Genomic DNA, 22,207 nt, shown 5'->3' on the forward strand with positions numbered 1-22,207 from the left:
TCTTTCCGAAAAACATCAAGGACTCTTCTAAACAGCGTTGCACAATTATTGGTGAGTATTATAACTGCTGCAAGCTGTTATGCTGATAATGGACGCACGAACCGACTGCACATAAATTGAAGTATTAATATAAAAGTTATTAACCATATCATGACTTTGATATGTTCTCAAATGAGATTTCGGGTGATACTAACAATGGCCAACAACACATGCCAATCAATGTTAATATGCCTTGACAAAAATATAATGCAAAATTACAATAACACCCAATTAGCTAAATGATCAATAGGTTCACTCAAAATAATTATTAAATTAAGATTTAATTAGTTGGAGGTGGATTCAGTGAGATACGACTTATGCTTGATTTTTACAGTTTGCTGGTTTTATTATTTTAATATCCACGGCGGAATCCCCTCTGATTATGACGGTTAAAATACCTCAATTTGTAGTCAGTACGGGCTCTGCCGTTTTTTATACGGCGGGGCCTTTTTTTATGCATAAATACGATCTTGCACTGCTAAAAACAGCAAACATCGCTTTTGCTAACTGAAATTTGATATTTGACTAATCCTATCAGAAAGAATAGCTCTGTCTGCTATGTGTAAAATTCTGGCTAATTGTGAATGGTTTGTATCTTAGGGAGGGATTTATAGAAACAGAATGGAGCAACATTTTTAGACCGCAGCGGATAACACGCTTTCAATTCCAATTTAATTTCAAAAGCAGAGAGGAAGTTAAACTAATGGCAAATGAAAATAAAATCAATATTCTTACGTTCTTTATGAATTACGACTGGTACAAAAAATATCTGCTGCCTGGATTCATTGCCCAGTCCGTGCTGGTGGCCGGAGGATACGGCACGGGGCGTGAATTGGTCGAATACTTTGTACAATACGGCCCGACAGGCGGACTTATGGGAATGGGGCTGACCGCTGTTTTATGGGCAGTGCTTTTTGCATTGAGTTTTGAATTTGCACGCGTCTTTAAAGCCTACGATTATCGCACTTTTTTTGAGAAGCTTATAGGCAAGGGCTGGGTTATTTATGAGGCATCGTTTATAGTCCTCCTTTTCCTGATAATGGGTGTAGTCGGCGCAGCCTCCGGCAGTATTCTAAGAGATACTTTCAACCTTCCGCCCATAATAGGATCGGGGATATTTCTGATAATGGTCGCTTACCTTACTTACAGCGGAAGCAAACTTATAGAAATAGTGATGTCTTGGTGGTCATATTTGCTGTATGCAGTTTATTTTTGTCTTTTATTTATAACCATCACGAAATTCGGCGGTTCAATTTCGGCAAACTTTGCAGCAGATATAGTAAAACCGGGTTGGCAGATGGGCGGATTCAAATACGCTTTTTATAATATCGCGGTCGTATCAACGATACTTTTTTCACTTAACTATATTAAAACAAGACGCGAAGCAATAATATCAGGCGTAGTAGCATCATTGATCTGCATTGCACCCGCACTTATGTTTCACATGGTCATGTCCGGCTTCTATCCTGATGTCTTGGGCATGGAAATTCCGATAAACGGTATCGTTGCAAAGCTGGGGGTTAAGTTTTTGCTTGCTGCATGGCTGATCACTCTTTTCGGGACAATGATAGAAACAGGCGTCGGGTTCTTCCATTCTATAAACGAACGGATAAATTCAACGCTTGTTGCCAAAAGAGGCACGGGGATGAGTAATCTGGCCCGAGGCGCGGTAGGCACGGTTCTGGCAGCAATTGGGCTGATAATCTCAAATTTCGGTCTTATTGCCCTTATAGCAAAGGGCTACGGCACTATAAGCTGGATATTCTTTATTCTTCAGGGTGTAGCACTCTGCACAATTGGAGTCTACAAAATATACGAACACGGCAAGGCTTCTAAGTAAAATAAATGCCTCAGGCATTCATTTAATATGAAATGGGGTGCTTCTCATCTGGAAACCAAAATTCTCGGAAACACTAATTGAAGCGGAACAGCGCAGCTATGCTATGAGTGACCCTGTCAGGTACCCTGAGGACCTACAAATAATAGACTGTTCGCTTGGCACAAACCCCTTGGGTGCCCCAAAGTGCCTTAAGAGTCTTATTCTTTCACCGGACTTCTGTAATCTCTGCGATTACCCTGACCCTGAGCCATACGACTTGAAAAATGAAATATCCTGTGCACATCAGGCATGGAAACTCAGTACAGACCAAATACTTATCGGAGGAGGGTCAATGGGGATCTTAGTGACACTCGCACGTCTGTTGATCTCTAAAGGTACGTTTTTATCCGGAATCTCCCCGCAGTTTACAGATGCGGTCGTACAGTGCCTCTGCAACGGAGCAGCCTATCATCCGGTGCAGCTTGAAGCACCTGACTACAGGATCAGCATTGAACCGCTGCTGGAAATAATGAAAGAAAACCAGTGTGTCATCTACCTGGACAGACCAAACAACCCAACTGGACAGGTAACAGCGCTGAAAGATGTAGAAAAGCTCGCTGCGGCAGGAATGGAGAACAGTTCATGGATAATTTCGGATGAAGCCTACGGTGATTATCTCTCTGATGAAGAATCAACAATCATGCTGAATTACCCAAATCTGATTACCTGCAGGTCTTTTTCCAAGGGGCTTGGCGCAGCAGGTCTGCGCATAGGATACGCGGTTTCAAATGACAGTATGCTGTCTGCTCTTTTCAGAAAAGCACAGCCTCCGTTTGTTTTAGGCACAGCAGATGCCCTGATGGGAATCAGCGTTGTTCGCGAGAGGGAATTCCTCGATAAAACACGCAGCTACGTCCAGCTTGCAAAGACAGCCGTAATGAATGTACTTAAGGAAAAAGACGGATTTAGTGTCGCGGATACTGATATTCGTGTACCAATACTGCTTCTTTCCCAAAAAAGCGGTAATCTCGCCGTCCGGCTCGCATCAGTCGGTATTTCGTGCGAAGCCGGCAGCGGTTTTTTCAGCCTGGACGACACTTCGGTACGGCTCAGGGTCCCATCACCAGATAAACTTGAAACTTTTCTTGACAGAATAAGAACTCTTTAACCTTCAGGCAGGACAGATCGATTATCATATCTATCGTTGACGATCGTTCTGTCCTGCTGCCTGAACGGCCTCTCCTCAAAATTCGGGTCTCTTATAATAGGCTTGAAACATTGTCACCCCGCCTTGATACTACTATTTCTTTGCTTCAAAGCTTGAGTAATTTTTAAAGCTTCGTTTCCACTTTTTCAGTACAGGCAAAAGTAAAGAAACCACCTGGACATTAAAATTCGCCGCTAAAATGATCTGTGCTGTCAAATCCATTTTAGCGGCGCAATCAATTATCTCTTCAAACAAAAGCGAAAACGGTCTGTTGTTTGACCTATCTTACTGTCACTGAACAGATGTGGTATCTAACGGGCGCGACAGATCCTTCCCAGGACCTCCTGTAAGCAAGGAGAAGGTCTGATTTCCCTGTGGCAAGCGCGTTGAACTTCCATATTTCGTTTCCTGAACTTCCTTTCGCGTGCCCTCCCACTTCGCTTTTTTCATCCTGCTGCTCCATTATTTTTTCGTTGAAAGAAAGAATATCTTCCCGGCCCGTTACTATAACTGTCCAGGAATAACCGGTCGAAGGGTTGGAAGGAATCCTTACAATGTAATCTGATCCTGGTGATGTCTTCGCAAATTCGGCTGTCAGCGAAAGGTTTTCATTCTCAGGAAACTTAAGACCCCCCATGCGGACTGTTTCGGAATTAGATTTCGTCATGCGTACTGCAAAAAAAGTTCCCGGAGCAATACCTGAAACATAAAATTTACCCTCCCGGTTAGAAACAGCCTGTCTTAAGGTTTTGCCGTCCCATATATTGACATCGACACCTGCTGCCGGGGCTCCGTTTTGATCGGTGACCATGCCTTCCAATCTGTTCTCTGAAGCTTCAGCAATATTTATTACACCCACTGCAAGTACCAGCAATAACAAAGAAATTACAGCAACGTGTCCAACCTTCATAAAAACACCTCCAGTTCTTTTCTTTTGGCCTTTTCATAAATACAGTAGGATGATTGGTTTCATCAATGTCCTGATTATATTTTAACTATCTGATATGCCGCATCTCTATTATTACATAGGGAAAGATAAGCATTTGCAGCAAAGATCTGTTTTTTTTTGATGTATCTGTGCCGGTTATTATTTTGTCAATTCATTCTTATCCGGCATTTTCACTGAATTTATAGCCAACTCCTACTTCTGTCGTTATTAGTCGACGCCCCGGCCCATCGTTATCGATCTTTCTTCTTATGTTTGCCATAAAAACTCTGAGCGTTTGGTAATCATCAGTAGTTGCCGTTCCCCAGACTTCTTTTTGTATGTGCCTGTGGGTAAGCACTTTTCCAGAATTTTCAACCAGGAGCGAGAGTATTTTATACTCGATCGGAGTCAAGTGCACCTGTGCTTCGTTAACAAAAATTTCTCTGCATTCGAAATCAATTTTCAGCTGGCCGGATTCAAACACCTTTTTTGATTCCAATTCATTTTTTTTGTGTCTTAATGCCACCCTTATTCTTGCAAGAAGTTCGTTGATATAAAATGGTTTTGTAATATAATCATCTGCTCCCATGTCAAGTGCTTTAACCTTTTCTCCTTCTTCTCCTCTGGCTGAAACAATTATTACAGGAACTTCCGATGTGTCGCGTATCTGTTTAAGAACTTCTGCTCCATCTATGTCCGGTAAACCAAGATCTAAAATCACAAGAGATGGCCTTTCAGAAAGAAAGACTGAAATACCTGAAAGCCCGTTTGGGGCTATTGAACATGCGTAACCATGTGTTCTGAGCGCAACTTTGAGAAAGTTTTGAATACTTTTATCGTCCTCAATGATAAGGATGTCAATCATTTTCTTTCACCCCTTCACAAGGAAGCCAAAAAGAGAAAACCGTGCCGCCAGAGGGGCGATTCTTAACGCTTATAGTGCCTCCGTGAGCTTCAACTATGGATTTTGCAATAGAAAGCCCGAGTCCGGTTCCCCTTGCCATATCCCCACTGCCGGCATTTCCTGTCACAAAATTATCAAATATGTTTTCCTTCAGATCTTTCGGTATGCCAGGTCCATCATCAATAACGTCAAAGACCGCTTTGTTTTTTCTTGCTTTAACTCTGACAATTATCGAACTTTCCGGATCAGTGTGTTTCAGTGCATTGTCCAAAAGATTTACAAGAACCTGTGTTATCAATTGACCGTCCATCGGGACAAGCATGATGTCTTTGGGTTTTTCAACTGAAAGACGGTGTGAACCCAAATGCTTGCTGGAATGTTCAACTGCCGCATTGATAACATCATCAACGACCTCATTGCTCCTTTTTATTGGAATCTTTCCGTCCTGGATCCTGGTGAGGTTTAGTAAATTTGATACCATGTCGTTTAGCCATGAAGCATCTCTCTCTATATCACAAAGGAGTGATTTTGTACTTTCTTTATCTAGCGTTTCAAAGCTATCTGCGAGAAATGAGGCACTTCCGGCTATTGATGTCAGCGGCGTCCTTATGTCATGCGAAACGCTTCTTAACAGATTGCTCCTGAGTTTTTCTTTTTCTATCTCCAAACGGTTTTCCTCTTCTGTCTGTCTCATAATATTATGTTCAAGGGCAAGTGCGGTTTGGCTCATGGCGGTATGTAAACACAATGCCTCTTCTTTTGAAAGTTCCTTCCCTTCCATTTGAATTTCCAACACACCTACTGTGTTGTGGCTGCTTTTAATTGGCAGCCACCTTTTATCACTACTGCGAAACTTAACTTCGCGAAATCCGCAAGGGATAGAATTTCCGAAACACCAGCGTAATTCCTCAAAAGACTCTTTTGCTTCTTCAGCCAGATATATCCTGCATTTCTTAGAGACAAGACCAGTTATGCAATTTTGACTATACCTCACCAGTTCATCTTTATCTGAAAGATTAAGATAGCCGCTTGCCATTTTATATAGTTTGTTTGTCATTTCCTCATTTTTACGGGAAATTTCAACCTGGTTTTTAAGTTTGGTGGTAAGAGTACTGACCAAAAAGGCTGCAGCAAGAAATATTGCAAGGGAAGCGTAGTGGTTTGCATCATCCATCATCAATGTGTAACGAGGTTCCGTAAAGAAAAAATTAAACAATAGCAAACATAAGACTGCGGACAGGACTCCCCAAAGCAGTTTTTGTGTTTCGGTCACTATTATTAGAATAGAAACTGCGTATATCATGAGAATATTCTCAACACGGAGCCCTATGTCGTAAAGTGTTGAAGAAATCAGAGTGGCGAGGATTATTATTGTCAAAGACTTTAACAAGTCATTAACATGGGGATCTTCGCTAAATTGCACATCGTTGAGTCTCGTCATATTCATCTCCTGAATGGTTTTTTTATTCCGCTTTTTATCCTTATCGCTGCCATAAGTATCACGAAAATTTCCAATCTGCCTAAGATCATTCCAATCGTTGATGTCCAAAGAACGACCTGCGGCGCAGACGAAGAAGCAAGACCGGCAGAAAATCCGACTGTACCAAGCGCAGAAGCGAATTCGAACATAGAATCGCCAATGCTATGGCCACAAAGCATCAAAACAAAAGATCCTAAAAGAAAAATTAATAAATATATGACTACAAAAACATTGACCTCATTAAGATATTCCGGACTAATTATTTCTCTGACTCCCATACGTTCAATTTTATTAATTCTTACTATGTGTCTGTCTCCGAATTTTAACTGAATATTCCACCATATTTGTTTCATCATTATCCAGATCCTGAACTGTTTAATACCGCCTGCAGTAGATCCGGCTCCCCCACCAATAAGCATCAGCAGAGTAAACATAAACATCAATGGCGGGCTTGTATTTTCAAAAGAAGAGACCGTTTGAAACCCCGTAGTGGTCAAAGCTGAAATGACCTGGAATAACGATTGCCTGACGGCAAAAGACAGATTGCCTGAAAATTCTTCAAGCATAAGAAAAGCACAAACCGGTGTACACAAAGATATCAAAAGGATAGTCAGCATGATTTCACAATGCTTGAATAGTACCCTGAATTTTCCTTTCAACAGCAGGAGGTGGACAAGAAATCCGGTTGCACCCAAAATCATCAGTATTTCAGTTACAAGCTCTATTTTCGGATTGTCATAATATCCTATGCTTGCTGACTTAGTCGAAAAACCCCCAGTCGATATCGCTGACATTGAGTGGTTCAGCGAATCAAAAAATCCCATTCCACACAGATAATATAGCACTGTACCGGCTGTTGCGTAACCGACATAGATCAAAATTACAGTACGCACAGAGTTTGCCAGATTTGGCATCATAAGATCTGTATGTCCTTCAGCCGTATATAGGCGCATACTGTAAATATCAGGCAAAATACTTGTGACTACAAGGATCAGCCCAATTCCACCAAAAAAGAGCATGATACTGCGATACATAAGGAATATTTTTGGAGCATTATCAACATTTACAACAGAAAGCCCTGTGGTACTAAAACCGCTTGCCGCCTCAAATACCGACTGTGATAATGAATAATCTCCTGATAAGACAAATGGCAGAGATCCTGCAAAAATTACTGACAGCCAACCTAAAAAAACAATTACTGCCTCATCATTTTTTTTGAGTCGTTCTCTCCTCTTTTGGGACAAAAGCAAATTGGTCAAATAACCGATCAATATTGTCATTACTCCCGGTACTATAAAACAGTTTGCCATATTGAATTCTTCAGGAAAGAAAAAAAGCGTGAACAAAGGCAGCAAAATAACGAAACCAGCTAACATCCACAATTTACCTATGATGCCGAGTATTGTTTTTAATGAAAATGTTCTGTCAATGTAATTCAAGTTGTCACTTTCTTCCGGACAAAGCAAGCTCAGAAGCTTCTGCTGCCTTAGACGAAGATAACATTATCAGCTTATCTCCTGGCAGGATCATAGTATTACCCTTTGGTATAATTATTCCTGAATCCCTTATAACACATGATATTATGCTGTCTTCGGGTATTTCCTTGATTTCTTTAACATATTTGTTAGCAGCAGGACTCTCCTGACTTACAATGATCTCGCCTAAAACTATTTTCCCTTCTTCTATTGGCAAGGCTTGGATCATGTTTTCAAGAACGGCTGCATTTTTCAGCATTTCTGCAATCAGGTAAGCTGAACTTACTACATGATCAACGCCAAGTTTTGCAAAAATTTGTACATTTTTAGGATTTGTAACAGAACACAAATTTTTTTCAATGCCAAGCATTTTCTTCCCCATCTGGCATATAGAAAGATTGTCGGCATCTTCACTGCAAAGAGAGATCATTATGTCAAATCTTTCTATCTCAGCTTCAAATAATACAGACAGATTTCTTGGGTCGCCTATTATTACCATTAGCTCCTTAAATTTAGAGGCCATTAAATCGCAAAAGTTTTTGTCTTCATTTATAAGCACTGTTGTGTGGCCTTTTCGGATCAGCATTTCAGCGAGAAATTCTGATTCTGTAGCCCCTCCTGCTATTACAATTTTCATTTATGTTCTTCCTCCCTTGAAACCCCACTTTTCTTCCAAAAATCTTCCAGAGAAAGTTCGAACGGACAAATAGGAACAATATTGTGACCCAGAATAAGATCTACTTTATCCTTTTCACCTAAACGGGCGAAGACTCTTTTGACATTGAAAATCCTGCTGGCGATCTGCGCTATGAGGCTGTTAACATTATCGTTGTTAGTACAGGCGATCAACATGCTTGCCCTCTCGATCCCTGCTGTACGAAGGACATCAATGTCTGCTGCGTCTCCGACTGATTGAAATCCGCCGTACGATGATGAGAGGTGGCTAAAAGATTTTTCGTCTTTGTCTATAACAGTTACATCAAATCCACTGAGAGAGAGCGAATCAGCTATCGCGGAACCAAAACGCCCCGAACCTGTTACTATGATGTATTCGCTCTTTTTAAAAAACATCACAAATCCTCCTGTATATTAATCTCTTTTAAGATAATACAAATAACCGTATAAATATTGTGTAATGATTTTCTCTTTTTGTATAAAAATAAGATAAATATGATTGGTTTTTAAAAATAATTAATAGTGCAGAATTTAGTTCTCAATAAGGTACCCTTCATGCGCAACATCCTGATGAATGGCCCGCATCATGCAAAGAAAGCATTTGCTGTATAGATCAATTCAGTATTAAGGACTCCAAATGGAAAAGAGGCTCGTTTTGGGACCCATAGTCAAATATTTAATTATCTAGGCGTGTAAGGATGATTGGGGTACTTCACAAAAGTAATCCATACATACGACAGGCACCGTTTGACGCTTACGATCCACAATAGATAACAGACCATCTATTCCCTTGCTCATATCCGTAGAGCCGCATATGAGATAAATCTGCTTGCCTCGGTGATCAAACATAAAAAATCTCACCCTTATGGTAACTTGCTGGAGAGACTTTAGGTGAAGAATATTATTACTCACAGGTACGGATGGTTTGACGCTTACCTTACGACGCTTACGGTCTTTCACCGTCTAGTCTGCGCACATGTCGGGCGCACCACTAAAAAAACCTCCGAACAATATCGGAGGTTTTTATTTAAAATTGGTGGCGCTGACTGGATTTGAACCGGTGACCTGTCGGGTATGAACCGAATGCTCTAGCCAGCTGAGCTACAGCGCCAAAAATGTTAGCGGGATCAAAATCTTTTCAACATTAACATAGTCCGTAGGCTCCATGACTTCATCAAGCTACCCGTTAGTCAGTCCTCTTGAGCAAGAGTTCTGATCTCCCGATTTATGCCTGTAAGCAGAATGTATAAACAACGATTGCCAATCGATTTTTGCACTGTAGAGTACATTTTTAAAGTTCGATCAGCTTTCAGGCCTAGTTACAATTCTTGCCCCTGTTTAAACCCGCCTGTCAAAAAATACGGTTTATGTGCGTTTTCCCGCGTCACGCAGAAGATTTTAACTCAGTTTCCTGAATAAAGCAACACCCAGAAATAACTGTGTGTTGTTGATCAGCGATATTGTCATGGTGTAACTCGTCAGGGAAAATGTCATCCCCTCTAATAAAGATAAAATGAGAGGATGAAAATAAAAATGAGCAACCCTTCGACTGGCCTCGCTGCTCTGAATGAGAATATTCAAGAGTCTATAGAGCTTAAACAAGTAGACGCTGTCCACTCGTTGTGCCCGATACTAACTGAAACAACCTTATTACGTTTATCTTTGTAAGACGAAACACATAAATTCTCGCAAAAAAACATCAGAAAGTTGCTTTTAGTCTTACATTTCTGATTATCTTAGAAACCTCGATTTACTATTTCATTCAAGCAATCAGGTTAGCGTTCACAAAATCCCAGTTTATCAGGTTTTTGATAAATGAATCCAGATAATCTGCGCGTTTGTTCTGGTAATCCAGATAATATGCGTGCTCCCATACGTCTACCGTTAAAAGGGGCTTAACGTCTTTGGCGATAGGTGTGTCTGCGTTGGAAGTCTTGATGATTTCCAGTTTGCCATCTTTTTGAACAAGCCAGGCCCAACCGCTTCCAAACTGACCTAGAGCCGTATCCTTAAATTTTTTGGCGAATATCTCGTAGCTTCCAAAATCCAGATTAATCTTCTCCCCCAAGGGACCGTAAGGAATACCGCCTCCTGCAGGCTTGATCGAATTCCAGTAGAAGGTATGGTTCCAAACCTGTGCGGCATTGTTGAAAACAGCCGTTTTGTCATCTCTGCCTGAAGTATTTTTTATTATGTTTTCAAGTGTTTCTTGCGAAAATTCAGTGCCTTCAATGAGTTTGTTCAGATTCTCAACATAGGTATTATGGTGCTTGCCGTAATGAAAATCCATAGTTTTGGAACTGATATGGGGTTCCAGCGCATCGTTTCCGTATGGGAGTTTGGGCAGCATAATCATTTTATCAGACCATCCTTTTTTGTTTTGTATTTTAATTATAATTTAAATTGAAACACTCTAAATACTATTTGTGGCTGTTAATAAAATCGTCTAACTCTTTATTGGCTTTTTCTTTTGCGTAGCCATACTTTGTCTGAAGAAGACCCACAAGTTTTTCACTTTCTCCGTCTATCACCATCACTTCATCATCAGTAAACCTACCCCAGGTCTTTTTGACATCTCCCTGAATCTCATGCCATTTCCCTTTGAGAACATCTTCATTCATGATCCATACACCAACCCTTCATTTAGCGACGCATATGTAACACTGCTAACATATTTTCATATTATAACAACAATGTAAAATATAGTCAAAAAATTGTAAATAAAAATCAAAATATTCAAAAAATTTGTCAATTGCAAAATTTACTTCATCACTAACATAGACTCAATAACCGAATATACCTAAATCTGACAGGACTGCTGTTAAATGTTTAATTGTTGGATATCAGAGATAGAAGTATCCACTAAGCCATCAGGCTGATGGTTTTACGGAATCTATTCAGCGCGATCATGAAGAATACAGCCGCTATCACCGCCATAGCAAGAAAATTTATCCATACATCCTCAATACCCGCACCCCGGAAAAGGATCCCCTGCCCGGCAGCAACGAAGTGTGTGCTTGGCGCGGCCAACATAATTTTCTGAACAAACTCCGGCATGCTCTCCCGTGGGGTCTGGCCTCCTGAAAGCAGCTCCAACGGCAGCAGTACCAACAGAGAAAGCATCCCGAACTGGGGCATTGAGCGCGCCACAGTGGCCATAAAAATACCCATTGAAGTCGTGGCAACAACGCAAAGCGCTGCTGCACATAAGAAGAGCAAAACAGAGCCTTGGACAGGAATTTTTAAAAGACCCTGTACAACGACTGTCAGCGATATTCCTGCGCTGATTATAACGACCAGGCCCATGGACCAAATCTTGGACAGCATTATTTCAATCGGCGTAACAGGCATTACAAGCAGATGTTCGATCGTGCCGTGTTCACGTTCACGGATAAGGGCGGCTCCGGCAAGTATGATTGAGAGCATGGTGAGGCCGTTGATAATTTCAGACAAAGCTCCGAACCAGGACTGTTCAAGATTAGGATTGTAACGCATGCGAAGTGCCAGGCTTACCTTTGGTTCTGTGCTTATTCTGTAACCCTGAACAAACTCACTGACCTCTCCGAAGATCACCTGCTGGATATAACCGCTGCCTGTAAATGCCTGAGTCATACGGGTTGCATCCACGTTAAGCTGAATTGCCGGTGATTTTCCTGCAATAAGGTCGTTCTGAAAATCCGGAGGGATATCCAGTACAAATGTGTATTCGCCGGCATCCAGTCCGGGATCTACCGCTGAAAGGGGGATCAGCACAGGAGAAATAAATTGCGGTGGGTAGAAGGCGGAAATGATGCGGTTTGAAAGCGCGGAATCATCCTCATCGACAAAGGCAATAGAAACATTGTTCAGTGTCTCTGGCATCAGAGTCGCAGCGATGTATATCTGACCGGTAAACATGAAGATGATCAGAAACAGCATCATTGGGTCACGCGCGAGGCTCCAAAGTTCTTTAATCCCCAGACGATAAATATGTTTCAGACTTGGCATTTTCAGGACTCCTGTTTCTTAAGAAGCAATATCGAAAGGGTCATTATGACCGGTACAGAGATTAAAATATAAAACAAATAGGGATACAGGCTGGAGAAACCCAAAGCTTTATTGAACACTCCCCTGCAAATGCTAATGTAGTAGGTCGCCGGATAGATGTGTCCGACATAAAATCCTATCCCATCAAGGGAGGAGACAGGATTTATCATTCCTGCATACTGGATAGCCGGGATCATGGTAATAATTATTGACATGAACATAGCTGCGATCTGGCTCTTCGTTAACGTTGAAGAAAAGAGGCCAATGCCTGTGGAAAATGTGACAAAAAAGAGTGTTCCTATTGTCATTGCCATCAGGCTGCCCTTTATCGGAACGTTAAATACCGTTACAGCCAGCAGAGTCATCATTACGAAGTTAAGCATTGCTATGGCTATATACGGCAGCTGTTTTCCTATGAGGAATTCGGCACGGCTTACAGGTGTCACATAAAGGTTGAGAATTGATCCCATCTCTTTCTCTCTTACGACCGACAGCGCTGTGAGCATTGCAGGGATCATAAGGAGCAGCATTGGAATGACAGCCGGTATCATTGACGGAAGGCTCTTTACGTCGGGATTGTAGCGAAACCTGGTTTCGATCACTGCTGAATGCCCTCCCGCTGTCTGCAGGGGCTGTCTCATTGCCGTCTCCTCCAGCCAATTCTGGTGCATGCCCTGTACATAACCTCCTACTGTCTCTGCACGCATAGGCATGGCTCCATCCACCCATGCCCCTATCTGTACATTTTTTCCATGTTTCACATCGCGGGAAAAATTAGGAGGTATTTCAATGGCCATGTTGAGTTCTCCTGATCTCATGCGCCGTTCCAGTTCCTCGTAATTTGCTATAGGGGGATACTCTATGAAGTATCCTGATCCTGAAAGGTTCAGTGAATAATTCTGGCTCAGCACCGTCTGGTCACGGTCAAGAACCGCGTAAGTTAAGTTTTCTACATCCAGGCTTATGCCGTATCCGATGACAAACATGAGGATAATAGTTCCAAACAGTGCCATAACTCCACGTACAGGATCACGCATTATTTCAAGTGATTCGCGAATACAGTAGCTCCAGGCACGTTTCCAGTTGAACCATTTATTATTTCCCGGGCCGCTGTCATTATGGTCAGGATTTTTAGCCGGTCGCTTTTTTGTGACAGAGGCAGAAAGAACAGCCTCGTCATCTGAATCAGCTTCTTTCAGGTAACTGATAAAAGCCTCTTCCAGGGTCGCAGCACTTCGCTTCCGTATGAGGTCAGCAGGTACGTCAGTGACAAGGACCTTTCCCGAGTGCATGAGGGATATCCGGTCACATCGTTCTGCTTCATTCATAAAATGTGTGGAGACAAATATCGTGACATGGTCGTTTCTTGAAAGGTCTATCATTAATTGCCACATAGTGTCGCGTGCGATCGGATCGACCCCTGAGGTAGGTTCGTCAAGGATAAGCAGTTCAGGTTTATGCACCATTGCCACAGCAAGTGAAAGACGCTGGCGGATCCCCAGGGGCAGATTATCCGGCATCGCATCGAGAACTTCTCCCAGACCAAAGCGCTTTACCATTTCGTCTACCCGGCCGGGGATCTTATCTTTCTGAACTTTAAAAAGTCTTGCATGAAGTATAAGGTTCTGGCGAACGGATAGTTCTGTATAGAGGGAAAAGAGCTGGGACATGTAACCTACGCGGCGCCGAGTATCTATGTTTTTCGCACTGACTTTGTGTCCAAAAAGAGAGGCCCGACCTTCTGAAGGCTGCAGCAATCCGGTGAGCATTTTCATAGTGGTCGTTTTGCCGCAGCCGTTTGAGCCAAGGAATCCGAATATTTCCCCGCGGGTGATCTTCAGGCTTACGTGATCAACGGCAACGAACTTGCCAAAGCGCATTGTGAGACCGACTGCGTCAATGGCAGTTCCAGAATTTTCGTCCATGACAAAAGGCGGAATGACGATCTCGCTGTAGCCCTTGCGTTTTTCCTCGGGGAGCAGGGCAATGAAGGCTTCGTCCAGCGAACGGGATTTAGTTCGCTCGAGAAGCTCGTCAGGCGTGCCTGTTGCAAGGATCTTCCCGGAATCCATAGCAATAAGCCAGTCAAAGCGCTGGGCCTCGTCCATATATGCAGTTGCAACGATCACGCTCATTCCGTGGCTGTCGCCCCGTATGCGGTTAATTAGGTCCCAGAACTGCGAACGTGCAAGGGGATCGACGCCGGTAGTCGGTTCATCCAGAATAAGAAAGTCGGGATCATGTATCAGTGCACAGCAAAGTCCGAGCTTCTGCTTCATTCCACCGGACAACTTACCTGCCGGGCGATCCATAAAGTCAGTAAGACCGGTGCTTCGGCACAATTCATCTATGCGGCGGCGGCGTTCATCTGCGCCATGACCAAACAGCCTGCCAAAAAACTGAAGATTCTCCTCAACAGACAGAGTCGGAGCAAGGTTTTTTCCGAGTCCCTGCGGCATGTACGCAATGCGGTTGCATACGTCATGACGATGACGCTTGCTTGCCATATCGCCTTCAAGCACCATTATCTGCCCCTGCTGAATTACCCTCGCGCCCGAAATAAGCGACAGCATCGTGGACTTGCCTACCCCGTCAGGTCCTATCAGTCCAACCATGCAGCCTGCCGGAATGTTTAATGAAACATTATCCAGCGCAAGTTTTTTTCCGTAACTCTGCGAAATATCAGTCAGGGTCGCAACAGTGGAAGAGGCCTTCAGCTCAGGGATCATTCTTTCACCTTGATTCCCAGATCTGCCGGCCATTCATCCTCGGAATTTAATTTGATCCACGCTACACCCGGAAGTCCGGTTTTCACCATTGTTAAGTGTTTATTCAGTAATTCAGGAGAAATTCTTGCTTTGACTCTGAACATCAGCTTCTGCCTTTCACTGGCTGTCTCCACCGTTTTTGGGGTGAACTGTGCCACGCTGGCGACAAAGGAGACCTGAGCAGGGATGACTTTATCTGGTGCCGCATCCAGTATTATTCGGACGTCGCTCCCAAGTACGACCTGACCTGCCACTGTTTCAGGAAGGAAAAAGGTCATATATACATCACTGAGGTCAACCAGGCTGAGTACGGTCCCTCCTGCAGGCAGTACTTCTCCGGGCTGGGCAACGCGAAATTGTATGCGGCCGTCACGCGGAGCCTTCAAATGGCAGTCTTCTATATCAGCCTCTATACGGGCAACTGTTGCCTGCACGGCAGCAACACCGGATCTGGCGTTGACGACCTGCGCCTCTGCTGCATTTACTGCTGCCCTGGCAGCTATGACCTGGGACTGGGCAGAAACAAGCTGAGCCTTTTGTCCCTCAAATTCTGAGGTTATATTGTCAAATTCCTGTACAGATATCACATTTTCATCCATCAGGACTTTAGAACGCTCATAACGTTTCTGAACTCCGTCCAGTTCGCTTTTGCGCTGTCGGACAACAGCCCCTGCAGTAGCAACGTCACTTTTTCGCACGGCGACCTGGGCTTCGGCTCCGACGACCGCAGCTATAGCTTGCGCCTTTTGGGCTAGAGCTTCATTGCGCTGTGCTTCAAGCACCTCGACCTGCATCTTTGCCAACAGCTGCCCGCTTTTTACAAAATCACCTTCGTTTGCCATTATCTCTACCACTCGTCCTCCAAGTTTTGTCGCTATGTTGATTTCAGTTGCCTCAATGCGGCCATTGCCGCTGACAAATCCTTCACGATTATTTGAGGGCTTCAGGATCATCCAGCCCGCTGCTGCTGCTGCCAGCGCAACAGCTGCAATGGCACCGAGGATAAAGATATTTCTTTTCCTTTTGGGCTGTATTGCATTTTGTAATTCAGGCTTTGGCATTTAGAGTTTTTCTCCCCTCAGCAGTGAAAATTCAATTTTATTCTTAAAATTCACCCATGGCATAGAGCAGGTCAGCGTAGGCAGTCCTGGCTTCCGCTACTGCATTTGTCCTTGCGTTTCTCGTATCTGTCATAGCAAGACGGGCATCCAGGACGTCAATGTTTGTCCCCATCTGATTCTGATAGCGCTTCATGGCTATACGGTAGTCCTCCTCTGACTGGACTACCGAATCTTCAGCGACTTTTACCATCTGTATAGCTGAATCAAGGTTTACGCTTGCCTTGGATACATCAAGCCCGATCTCGCGCTTCAAATCTTCAATTCGATATAATAATTCTTCAGCTGTTGCCTTTGCCTCTACGATCTGTCCATGTACTTTCCCGGAATCGAACAGCCTGAGTTCAGCAAAAATTCCTATTCTCCATTCGTCCTCTGCTGACGGAAATATCTCATCATCAGCAATAAGGGCCTGTGCAGAAAGTTTGACCTGCGGCATCATCTGTCCCTTGACTGCCTTAACTGTCTGGAGTGCAGCATTTCTGGCCGCATCAAGCCCTTTCAGTTCCGGTCTCATGTCCAAAGCTCTCCTCAGAGGATCTTCAGGCACAGCAAAGTTCTCTAGATCGAAATCTCCTGCAGCAACTGTGTAATTTTCCTCAAGTGACTGACCTGTTATTCTTTCAAGCTGCTTCCAAGCGACCTTGACCTTGCTTTCTGCACGAATTAAGTCAAGCTTTGACGAAGAAACCGAGACCCTTACCCTTAAAACTTCGTTCTTGGCAACCGCACCAGTGCGGTAAAAAATCTCAACCTGCCTGAGATGTTCTTTGGCAAGGTCCAGGGCTTCCGCCGCAACCTGAGCGCCTGAAATCGATTTTTGCAGCTCGTAAAAGGCTCTTCGGACTCCATTTCCAACTTGCTGGACAGTACGATCCAGCTCTGTCGTTCTGGCAGTAACAAGAAATTTTTCTGCTTTTGTACGGGCTGGAAGTGTCCCGCCGCTGTAAAGTACCTGGGTCAGTTTCAGCGCAACCCGGTATGTTTCTTCGTATCCCATGGGCACTATACCGATCTGAGTTATTCCGTTATTAGCAAAGGCGGGGGCATAAGGCGCATCGTTCAGCTTTTCGTAGCCAAAGGATCCGTAGATCTGAGGCATCTGGTCTGACCGTGTCGTTACCAGGCGTCCCTCTTGCTGACGGACACGTGCATTGGCAGCGAGAATGAGTGGATTGGCTTCGCGCGAAATTACCAATAATTTTTCAAGAGTAAGTATTTCAGCACAATCTGCTTCGGAGGCCATAAGTCCCACAGTAAATACCGCCGCACAAACAACAGTTAAATATGTTTTGATCAACCGGTAATTGAGCTTCATTAGGCACCTTCTCTTTATAAAATTACATTACAAATAAAACTTTCCCTCCTATGAAATAAACCTGGATATTGGAGAATAAACATATGACCGATCACTGAAAATCAAAGAGTAAATTATTAATGCTAACATTGTAACTCTTTATTGTATAAGTAAATTAGATCAATGCAAGGTATAATGGCCTAAGTAATTCAGTAAGTAATTATTATTATCTTAAGCTTCAAATATCACTGATTACTGGACGATATCCAGGTCCGGGATGTTTGATGCTTATCTTAGTGTCAGGGTTTGAAGGAGTTTTGACAGAATGAAAAGAGAAAAAAGAACGGATCAGCATTTTCTGCCGATCCGGTCATAATTAGGGTTTGTCCCTTAAATGTTTAAATTGGTTGCGGGGACAGGATTTGAACCTGTGACCTTCGGGTTATGAGCCCGACGAGCTGCCGTACTGCTCCACCCCGCGATTTGAATTGGTGCGTTACTGGTGCCGAGAGCGGGATTCGAACCCGCACGAACTTGCGTTCGCAGGATTTTAAGTCCCGTGCGTCTACCATTCCGCCATCCCGGCAAACAGAAGCTATTATACCAAGAAATGTTCATCCGTCAAGGCTTTTCGTGAATTGGCACCATTTTTCTGCGTAGCAGTTTTTACAGTCCGGTTTTCTGGCTGAACATATACCTCTGCCGTGTTCGATAATGTTTAAATGAGCCCCTCTGAAACGTTCGGGAGGAAGTGTGCTTTCAAGATATTCCTGTATCTTGTCCGGTGCCATTTTTTCCGGTGCCCATCCAAGCCTGCGGCTTATCCTTGCTACATGAGTGTCAACCGGGAAAGCGGGCATATCAAGATCAAAGACCAGAACGCAGGCCGCCGTCTTCACTCCGACTCCGGGAAGAGATACCAGGAAATCCCTGGCTTCATTTGCTTTCCATTTTTGCAGATCGCTGATGGAATGCCTTCCAAATTTATCTTTCAAAACAGCAAGTATCTGCTTCATACGCGTGGCTTTTGTGTCACCGAGACCGGCTACCCTTATGAGGTCGACTACTTTTTCAATAGGCGCCTCTGCTACGAGGTCCCACTTCGGATATTCGGTTTTGAGTTTTTCAAAAGCCTTGTCCCGGTTTTTATCGTTGGTGTTTTGTGACAGCAACGTCAGCATAAGACCGTCAAGCGGTTCTTCGTGCTTCAGTTCGGGAGAAGGCCTGCCCTCGTTACCCCAGTGCCTTTCAAAGGCATCCAGGATCTCTTTTGCATGGTGGGGTTTCTTCACTGATCGGATTCCTCAAATTTATTGCGTTTCTTTTTGCCTTTTGACTTCTTCTTGTCTTCCGGCGGATCTACTTTATCCTGCATTTTCTTTTTGTGTTTGAAGGAGCGCTCTATCCATGCCTCAAGGCAGGTTTTTACCTTAGCGTGTATCGTATCTGCCTGAAATTCACCATTCGCGTCAGAAGTACCGGCCTTTACGTTTGTCAGTATCTCTATTCCCTCATCGATGGTCTTTACGCTCCATATATGGAACTTGCCTTTTCTGACCGCATCAAGTACTTCGTGGCTGAGCATCAGATGCTGCTCGTTCTGATGCGGTATCATTACACCCTGCTCGCCTGTCAATCCAAAAACCTTACAGTAACTGAAGAATCCTTCAATTTTCTCATTCACTCCGCCTATCGGCTGTATATTGCCAAACTGGTCAACAGATCCTGTTACGGCAATACTCTGCTTCAAAGGGATACCTGAGAGTGCAGAAAGCATGCAGTATAGTTCCGTTGAGGAAGCGCTGTCTCCCTCGACACCCCCGTAGGTCTGTTCAAATGCAATTCTCGCGGTCATAGAAAGAGGGAAGTCCTGCGCATATTTGCGGCCCAGGTAGCTTGAAAGTATGAGAAGGCCCTTGTTGTGTATTGGACCCGTCATGTTGACCTCACGCTCAATGTTTACTATGCCCTCCTGCCCCATGAATACGTTGGCTGTTATCCTGACAGGTGAACCGAAGCTATGATCTACAAGCTGGGCTACTGTCAGACCATTTATCTGTCCGACGACGGAGCCTTTTGTATCTATTTTTATCACACCTTCGTTGTAAGCTTCGCGAATTTTATCTTCGAGAAGGTTGGAACGGAAGGTCTTTTCTTCCAGTGCTTTTCTGACGTGTGACAGCCCGACCTGTTTCTTGCCGTCCATTCTTGCCCATGCAGTTGCCTCAACAAGTATCTCAGCTATTTTGTTGAACTGGGTACAAAGTTTGTTCTGGTTCTCGACCAGACGTGATGACCATTCTATAACTTCGCCAACAGCGGAGACAGTAAAATTAAGCTTCCCTTCATGCTCAACAAATCCCGCAATGAACTGAGCAAGCTGCATTTCTGACTCTTTTGTTCTAGGCATATCTGTGTCAAAGTCCGCCTTTATCTTGAAGATCTTCTGAAACTCAGGATCATAGATGTTCAGCAGGTAATAGAGGTATGGAGTGCCTACTACTACTACTTTCATGTCAATGGGGATCGGTTCCGGTCTGAGTGATGACACAGGTATATACCCAAGCTGCTCACCAAGGTTTTCAATAAAGAGCTCCCTGCAGCGGAGAACGCGTTTTAAGGCATCCCATGACATGAACTGTCTTAAAAGTTCCTCAGCCTCAAGAAGCAGGAACCCACCGTTAGCTTTATGCATTGCCCCGGGGGTGATCCTTCTGAAGTCGGTGTAGAGATTCCCCTGGCGGCTTTCATACTCGACCTTTCCAACCAGGTTGTAATAGATGGGGTTTGTCTCCCTGATGACCGGAGCTCCCTCATTTGGGTTATTGGAAACGAATGAATTGACTTCATATCGGGTGAAATCTACTTCTGCTGCTTCGTCGCGTGCTGCAGCAAGGAAGGCATTGAAGTTCGCAACGAGATCTTCTGTAAAATCGTCGAACCATTCCTCAAGTTTTTTATTAGGTGCATATTTAGCCCTTAACTCCGAAAGGATAGGGCCTATCGCATTCCTGCATATCTGGCCTTCAAGCTCTTTGATCTTCTCTTTGAGGTCTTTCTCCCGCTCCCTAATGGATCTCAGTGTCTCAAGAGTTTTTTGGGATATCTCTTCTGATGCTTTTTGCAGCCTTTCCTGTTCCTCTTCAGAAAGACCCTCGAATTCTTCCTGCTGCATTTCCCTCAGGACAGGCTCCACATTTTTGGTTTCTGCCTCTTCTGTTGCTTCTGGGGTGTTATCTGTTTTTGCTGCCTTTTCATCAGTTTCTTTAACAGGAGGAGCAAATATCATCGGAAGGTTTACAAAACCCTGAGGAGTGCGCTTTATTGCAAAATGTTTCTCTTCTGCCCATTTGCGAAGCTCTTCCATATACTTGTTTACTTCTTCCTGGAACGACTTTACAAGCTGGGCTTTGTTATCCTCAAATTCATTGTTGTCAAAAGCCTTTGCAAGAACAGACTTGAGATCTTCAACTGCGTTTTCTGCGTCTTTTGAAAGTTCTTTTCCTTTGCCGGCAGGCAGACTGACCGCAAGCGGCGTGCCGGGCTCGTCAAAGTTATATACATAGACCCAGTCGTCAGGTGCAGGCATAGTCGCAGCACAGTTTGTGAGTTCCTTCATTGCGTAAGTTGTCCTGCCGCTTCCAGGTTCACCTACCATGAAAATATTATAGCCCTTGCTCTGCACCGACAGGCCAAAGCTTACAGCGTGCACTGCCCGTTCCTGTCCGACAAGGCCTTCAAGCCTGCCGATCGATTTGGTCGTCCTAAAACCAAGGGACTCAATATCAGCCGTTCTTCTGAGCTTTTCCACAGACAACTTTTTATCTTTTAAAAGGGACATGGTACAGCCTCCTCGAAAAATTCTAATTTTAAAACGCTTCGATCAAAACACCAGTCAACAATAGACGAAATGGTATGTTTTCTGCAAGGGGTAATTTACACAAAAGAGAAGCCGCAAAAAATTTGCAGTTTCTCTTTTCTCGCAAATATACTCATTCTAGCCTATAACAAAAGTCAGATCGTTTATAAGGGGTTCTTTATAGTGACATTGTAAAGATCTTTGTAAAAACCAGGCAATAAAAAGGAAGACAACGAGTTTCCTCGCTGTCTTCCTCCAATAGTTTATTTCCTTATTAATAAAGAAATACTCTATCTAGCCTAGGCTAGATCTTCTCGACGTCAGAAGCCTGAGGACCTTTGCTGCCCTGTGTGATCTCGAAGGATACCTTCTGACCTTCATCAAGGGTTTTAAAGCCGTCGCCCTGGATGGCGCTGAAATGTACAAAGACATCATTGCCTTCATCTGTGGTGATAAATCCGTAACCCTTAGTTGCGTTGAACCATTTTACTGTACCGTTGCTTTTCAATGTGTTGCCTCCCAACAGGAAATATTGTAATCGGATCTACTCCGACCATGCAACTTTAAACTTATATTTGCCACTTGTCAAGCACATTTGACTAAATATTTCCT

17 protein-coding genes and 3 tRNA genes are annotated in these 22,207 nt (G+C 43.7%); 2 read left to right on the forward strand and 18 right to left on the reverse strand.

What is annotated here, in order from left to right; genetic code table 11:
* Window positions 1–742: 742 nt before the first annotated feature.
* Entirely contained in the window at window positions 743–1,879 is a 1,137-nt protein-coding gene (locus CVV54_01495; GenBank protein ID PKL05516.1) for a hypothetical protein, read from the forward strand.
* Between the two features lie 103 nt (window positions 1,880–1,982).
* Entirely contained in the window at window positions 1,983–3,026 is a 1,044-nt protein-coding gene (locus CVV54_01500; GenBank protein PKL05517.1) for a hypothetical protein, read from the forward strand.
* A 319-nt stretch (window positions 3,027–3,345) separates the two neighbouring features.
* Here CVV54_01500 and CVV54_01505 read toward each other — a convergent pair whose 3' ends face one another.
* The 18 genes from CVV54_01505 to CVV54_01590 form a co-directional block, all read right to left on the reverse strand.
* Window positions 3,346–3,975 (reverse strand): hypothetical protein, encoded by a 630-nt coding sequence (locus CVV54_01505; protein ID PKL05518.1) that lies wholly within the window; start codon window positions 3,973–3,975, stop codon window positions 3,346–3,348.
* Between the two features lie 196 nt (window positions 3,976–4,171).
* On the reverse strand, window positions 4,172–4,858 hold the full coding sequence (locus CVV54_01510) for a DNA-binding response regulator (GenBank protein ID PKL05519.1): 687 nt from the start codon (window positions 4,856–4,858) through the stop codon (window positions 4,172–4,174).
* The gene (locus CVV54_01515; protein PKL05520.1) at window positions 4,851–6,344 is read right to left on the reverse strand and encodes a sensor histidine kinase; all 1,494 of its coding nucleotides are present in this window, start codon (window positions 6,342–6,344) and stop codon (window positions 4,851–4,853) included. Before CVV54_01515 ends, CVV54_01510 begins: the two co-directional genes overlap by 8 nt.
* Window positions 6,341–7,753: a potassium transporter gene (locus tag CVV54_01520; GenBank protein ID PKL05625.1), complete on the reverse strand. Its 1,413-nt coding sequence runs from the start codon at window positions 7,751–7,753 to the stop codon at window positions 6,341–6,343. The genes CVV54_01515 and CVV54_01520 overlap by 4 nt, the downstream gene beginning before the upstream one ends.
* A 67-nt stretch (window positions 7,754–7,820) precedes the next feature.
* Window positions 7,821–8,489: a potassium transporter TrkA gene (locus CVV54_01525; protein ID PKL05521.1), complete on the reverse strand. Its 669-nt coding sequence runs from the start codon at window positions 8,487–8,489 to the stop codon at window positions 7,821–7,823.
* On the reverse strand, window positions 8,486–8,923 hold the full coding sequence (locus tag CVV54_01530) for a potassium transporter TrkA (GenBank protein ID PKL05522.1): 438 nt from the start codon (window positions 8,921–8,923) through the stop codon (window positions 8,486–8,488). The genes CVV54_01525 and CVV54_01530 overlap by 4 nt, the downstream gene beginning before the upstream one ends.
* A 638-nt stretch (window positions 8,924–9,561) precedes the next feature.
* Window positions 9,562–9,638: transfer RNA gene (locus CVV54_01535), tRNA-Met, on the reverse strand.
* A gap of 651 nt (window positions 9,639–10,289) precedes the next feature.
* Window positions 10,290–10,883 carry a superoxide dismutase [Fe] gene (locus CVV54_01540; protein ID PKL05523.1) on the reverse strand — a complete coding sequence of 198 codons (594 nt, stop codon included), beginning with the start codon at window positions 10,881–10,883 and terminating at the stop codon, window positions 10,290–10,292.
* A 64-nt stretch (window positions 10,884–10,947) separates the two neighbouring features.
* Complete coding sequence (locus CVV54_01545) at window positions 10,948–11,148, reverse strand: CsbD family protein (protein ID PKL05524.1); 201 nt, start codon at window positions 11,146–11,148, stop codon at window positions 10,948–10,950.
* Between the two features lie 241 nt (window positions 11,149–11,389).
* Complete coding sequence (locus CVV54_01550) at window positions 11,390–12,514, reverse strand: hypothetical protein (GenBank protein PKL05525.1); 1,125 nt, start codon at window positions 12,512–12,514, stop codon at window positions 11,390–11,392.
* A 2-nt stretch (window positions 12,515–12,516) separates the two neighbouring features.
* Window positions 12,517–15,315 (reverse strand): multidrug ABC transporter ATP-binding protein, encoded by a 2,799-nt coding sequence (locus CVV54_01555; GenBank protein PKL05526.1) that lies wholly within the window; start codon window positions 15,313–15,315, stop codon window positions 12,517–12,519.
* A complete protein-coding gene (locus CVV54_01560) occupies window positions 15,279–16,382 on the reverse strand; it encodes a hemolysin D (GenBank protein PKL05527.1) in 1,104 nt (367 codons plus the stop codon). Before CVV54_01560 ends, CVV54_01555 begins: the two co-directional genes overlap by 37 nt.
* A 43-nt stretch (window positions 16,383–16,425) precedes the next feature.
* The gene (locus CVV54_01565) at window positions 16,426–17,757 is read right to left on the reverse strand and encodes a TolC family protein (protein PKL05528.1); all 1,332 of its coding nucleotides are present in this window, start codon (window positions 17,755–17,757) and stop codon (window positions 16,426–16,428) included.
* Window positions 17,758–18,140: 383 nt separating this feature from the next.
* Window positions 18,141–18,217: transfer RNA gene (locus tag CVV54_01570), tRNA-Met, on the reverse strand.
* 19 nt (window positions 18,218–18,236) lie between these two features.
* Window positions 18,237–18,322, reverse strand: a tRNA-Leu gene (locus tag CVV54_01575).
* 28 nt (window positions 18,323–18,350) lie between these two features.
* Window positions 18,351–19,028 carry a DNA lyase gene (locus tag CVV54_01580; protein PKL05529.1) on the reverse strand — a complete coding sequence of 226 codons (678 nt, stop codon included), beginning with the start codon at window positions 19,026–19,028 and terminating at the stop codon, window positions 18,351–18,353.
* Complete coding sequence (locus tag CVV54_01585) at window positions 19,025–21,577, reverse strand: ATP-dependent protease (protein PKL05530.1); 2,553 nt, start codon at window positions 21,575–21,577, stop codon at window positions 19,025–19,027. Before CVV54_01585 ends, CVV54_01580 begins: the two co-directional genes overlap by 4 nt.
* Before the next feature lie 322 nt (window positions 21,578–21,899).
* A complete protein-coding gene (locus CVV54_01590; GenBank protein PKL05531.1) occupies window positions 21,900–22,103 on the reverse strand; it encodes a cold-shock protein in 204 nt (67 codons plus the stop codon).
* Window positions 22,104–22,207 lie beyond the last annotated feature (104 nt).

This window comes from Synergistetes bacterium HGW-Synergistetes-1 (genome assembly GCA_002839185.1).
Lineage (GTDB): Bacteria > Synergistota > Synergistia > Synergistales > Synergistaceae > Caenicola.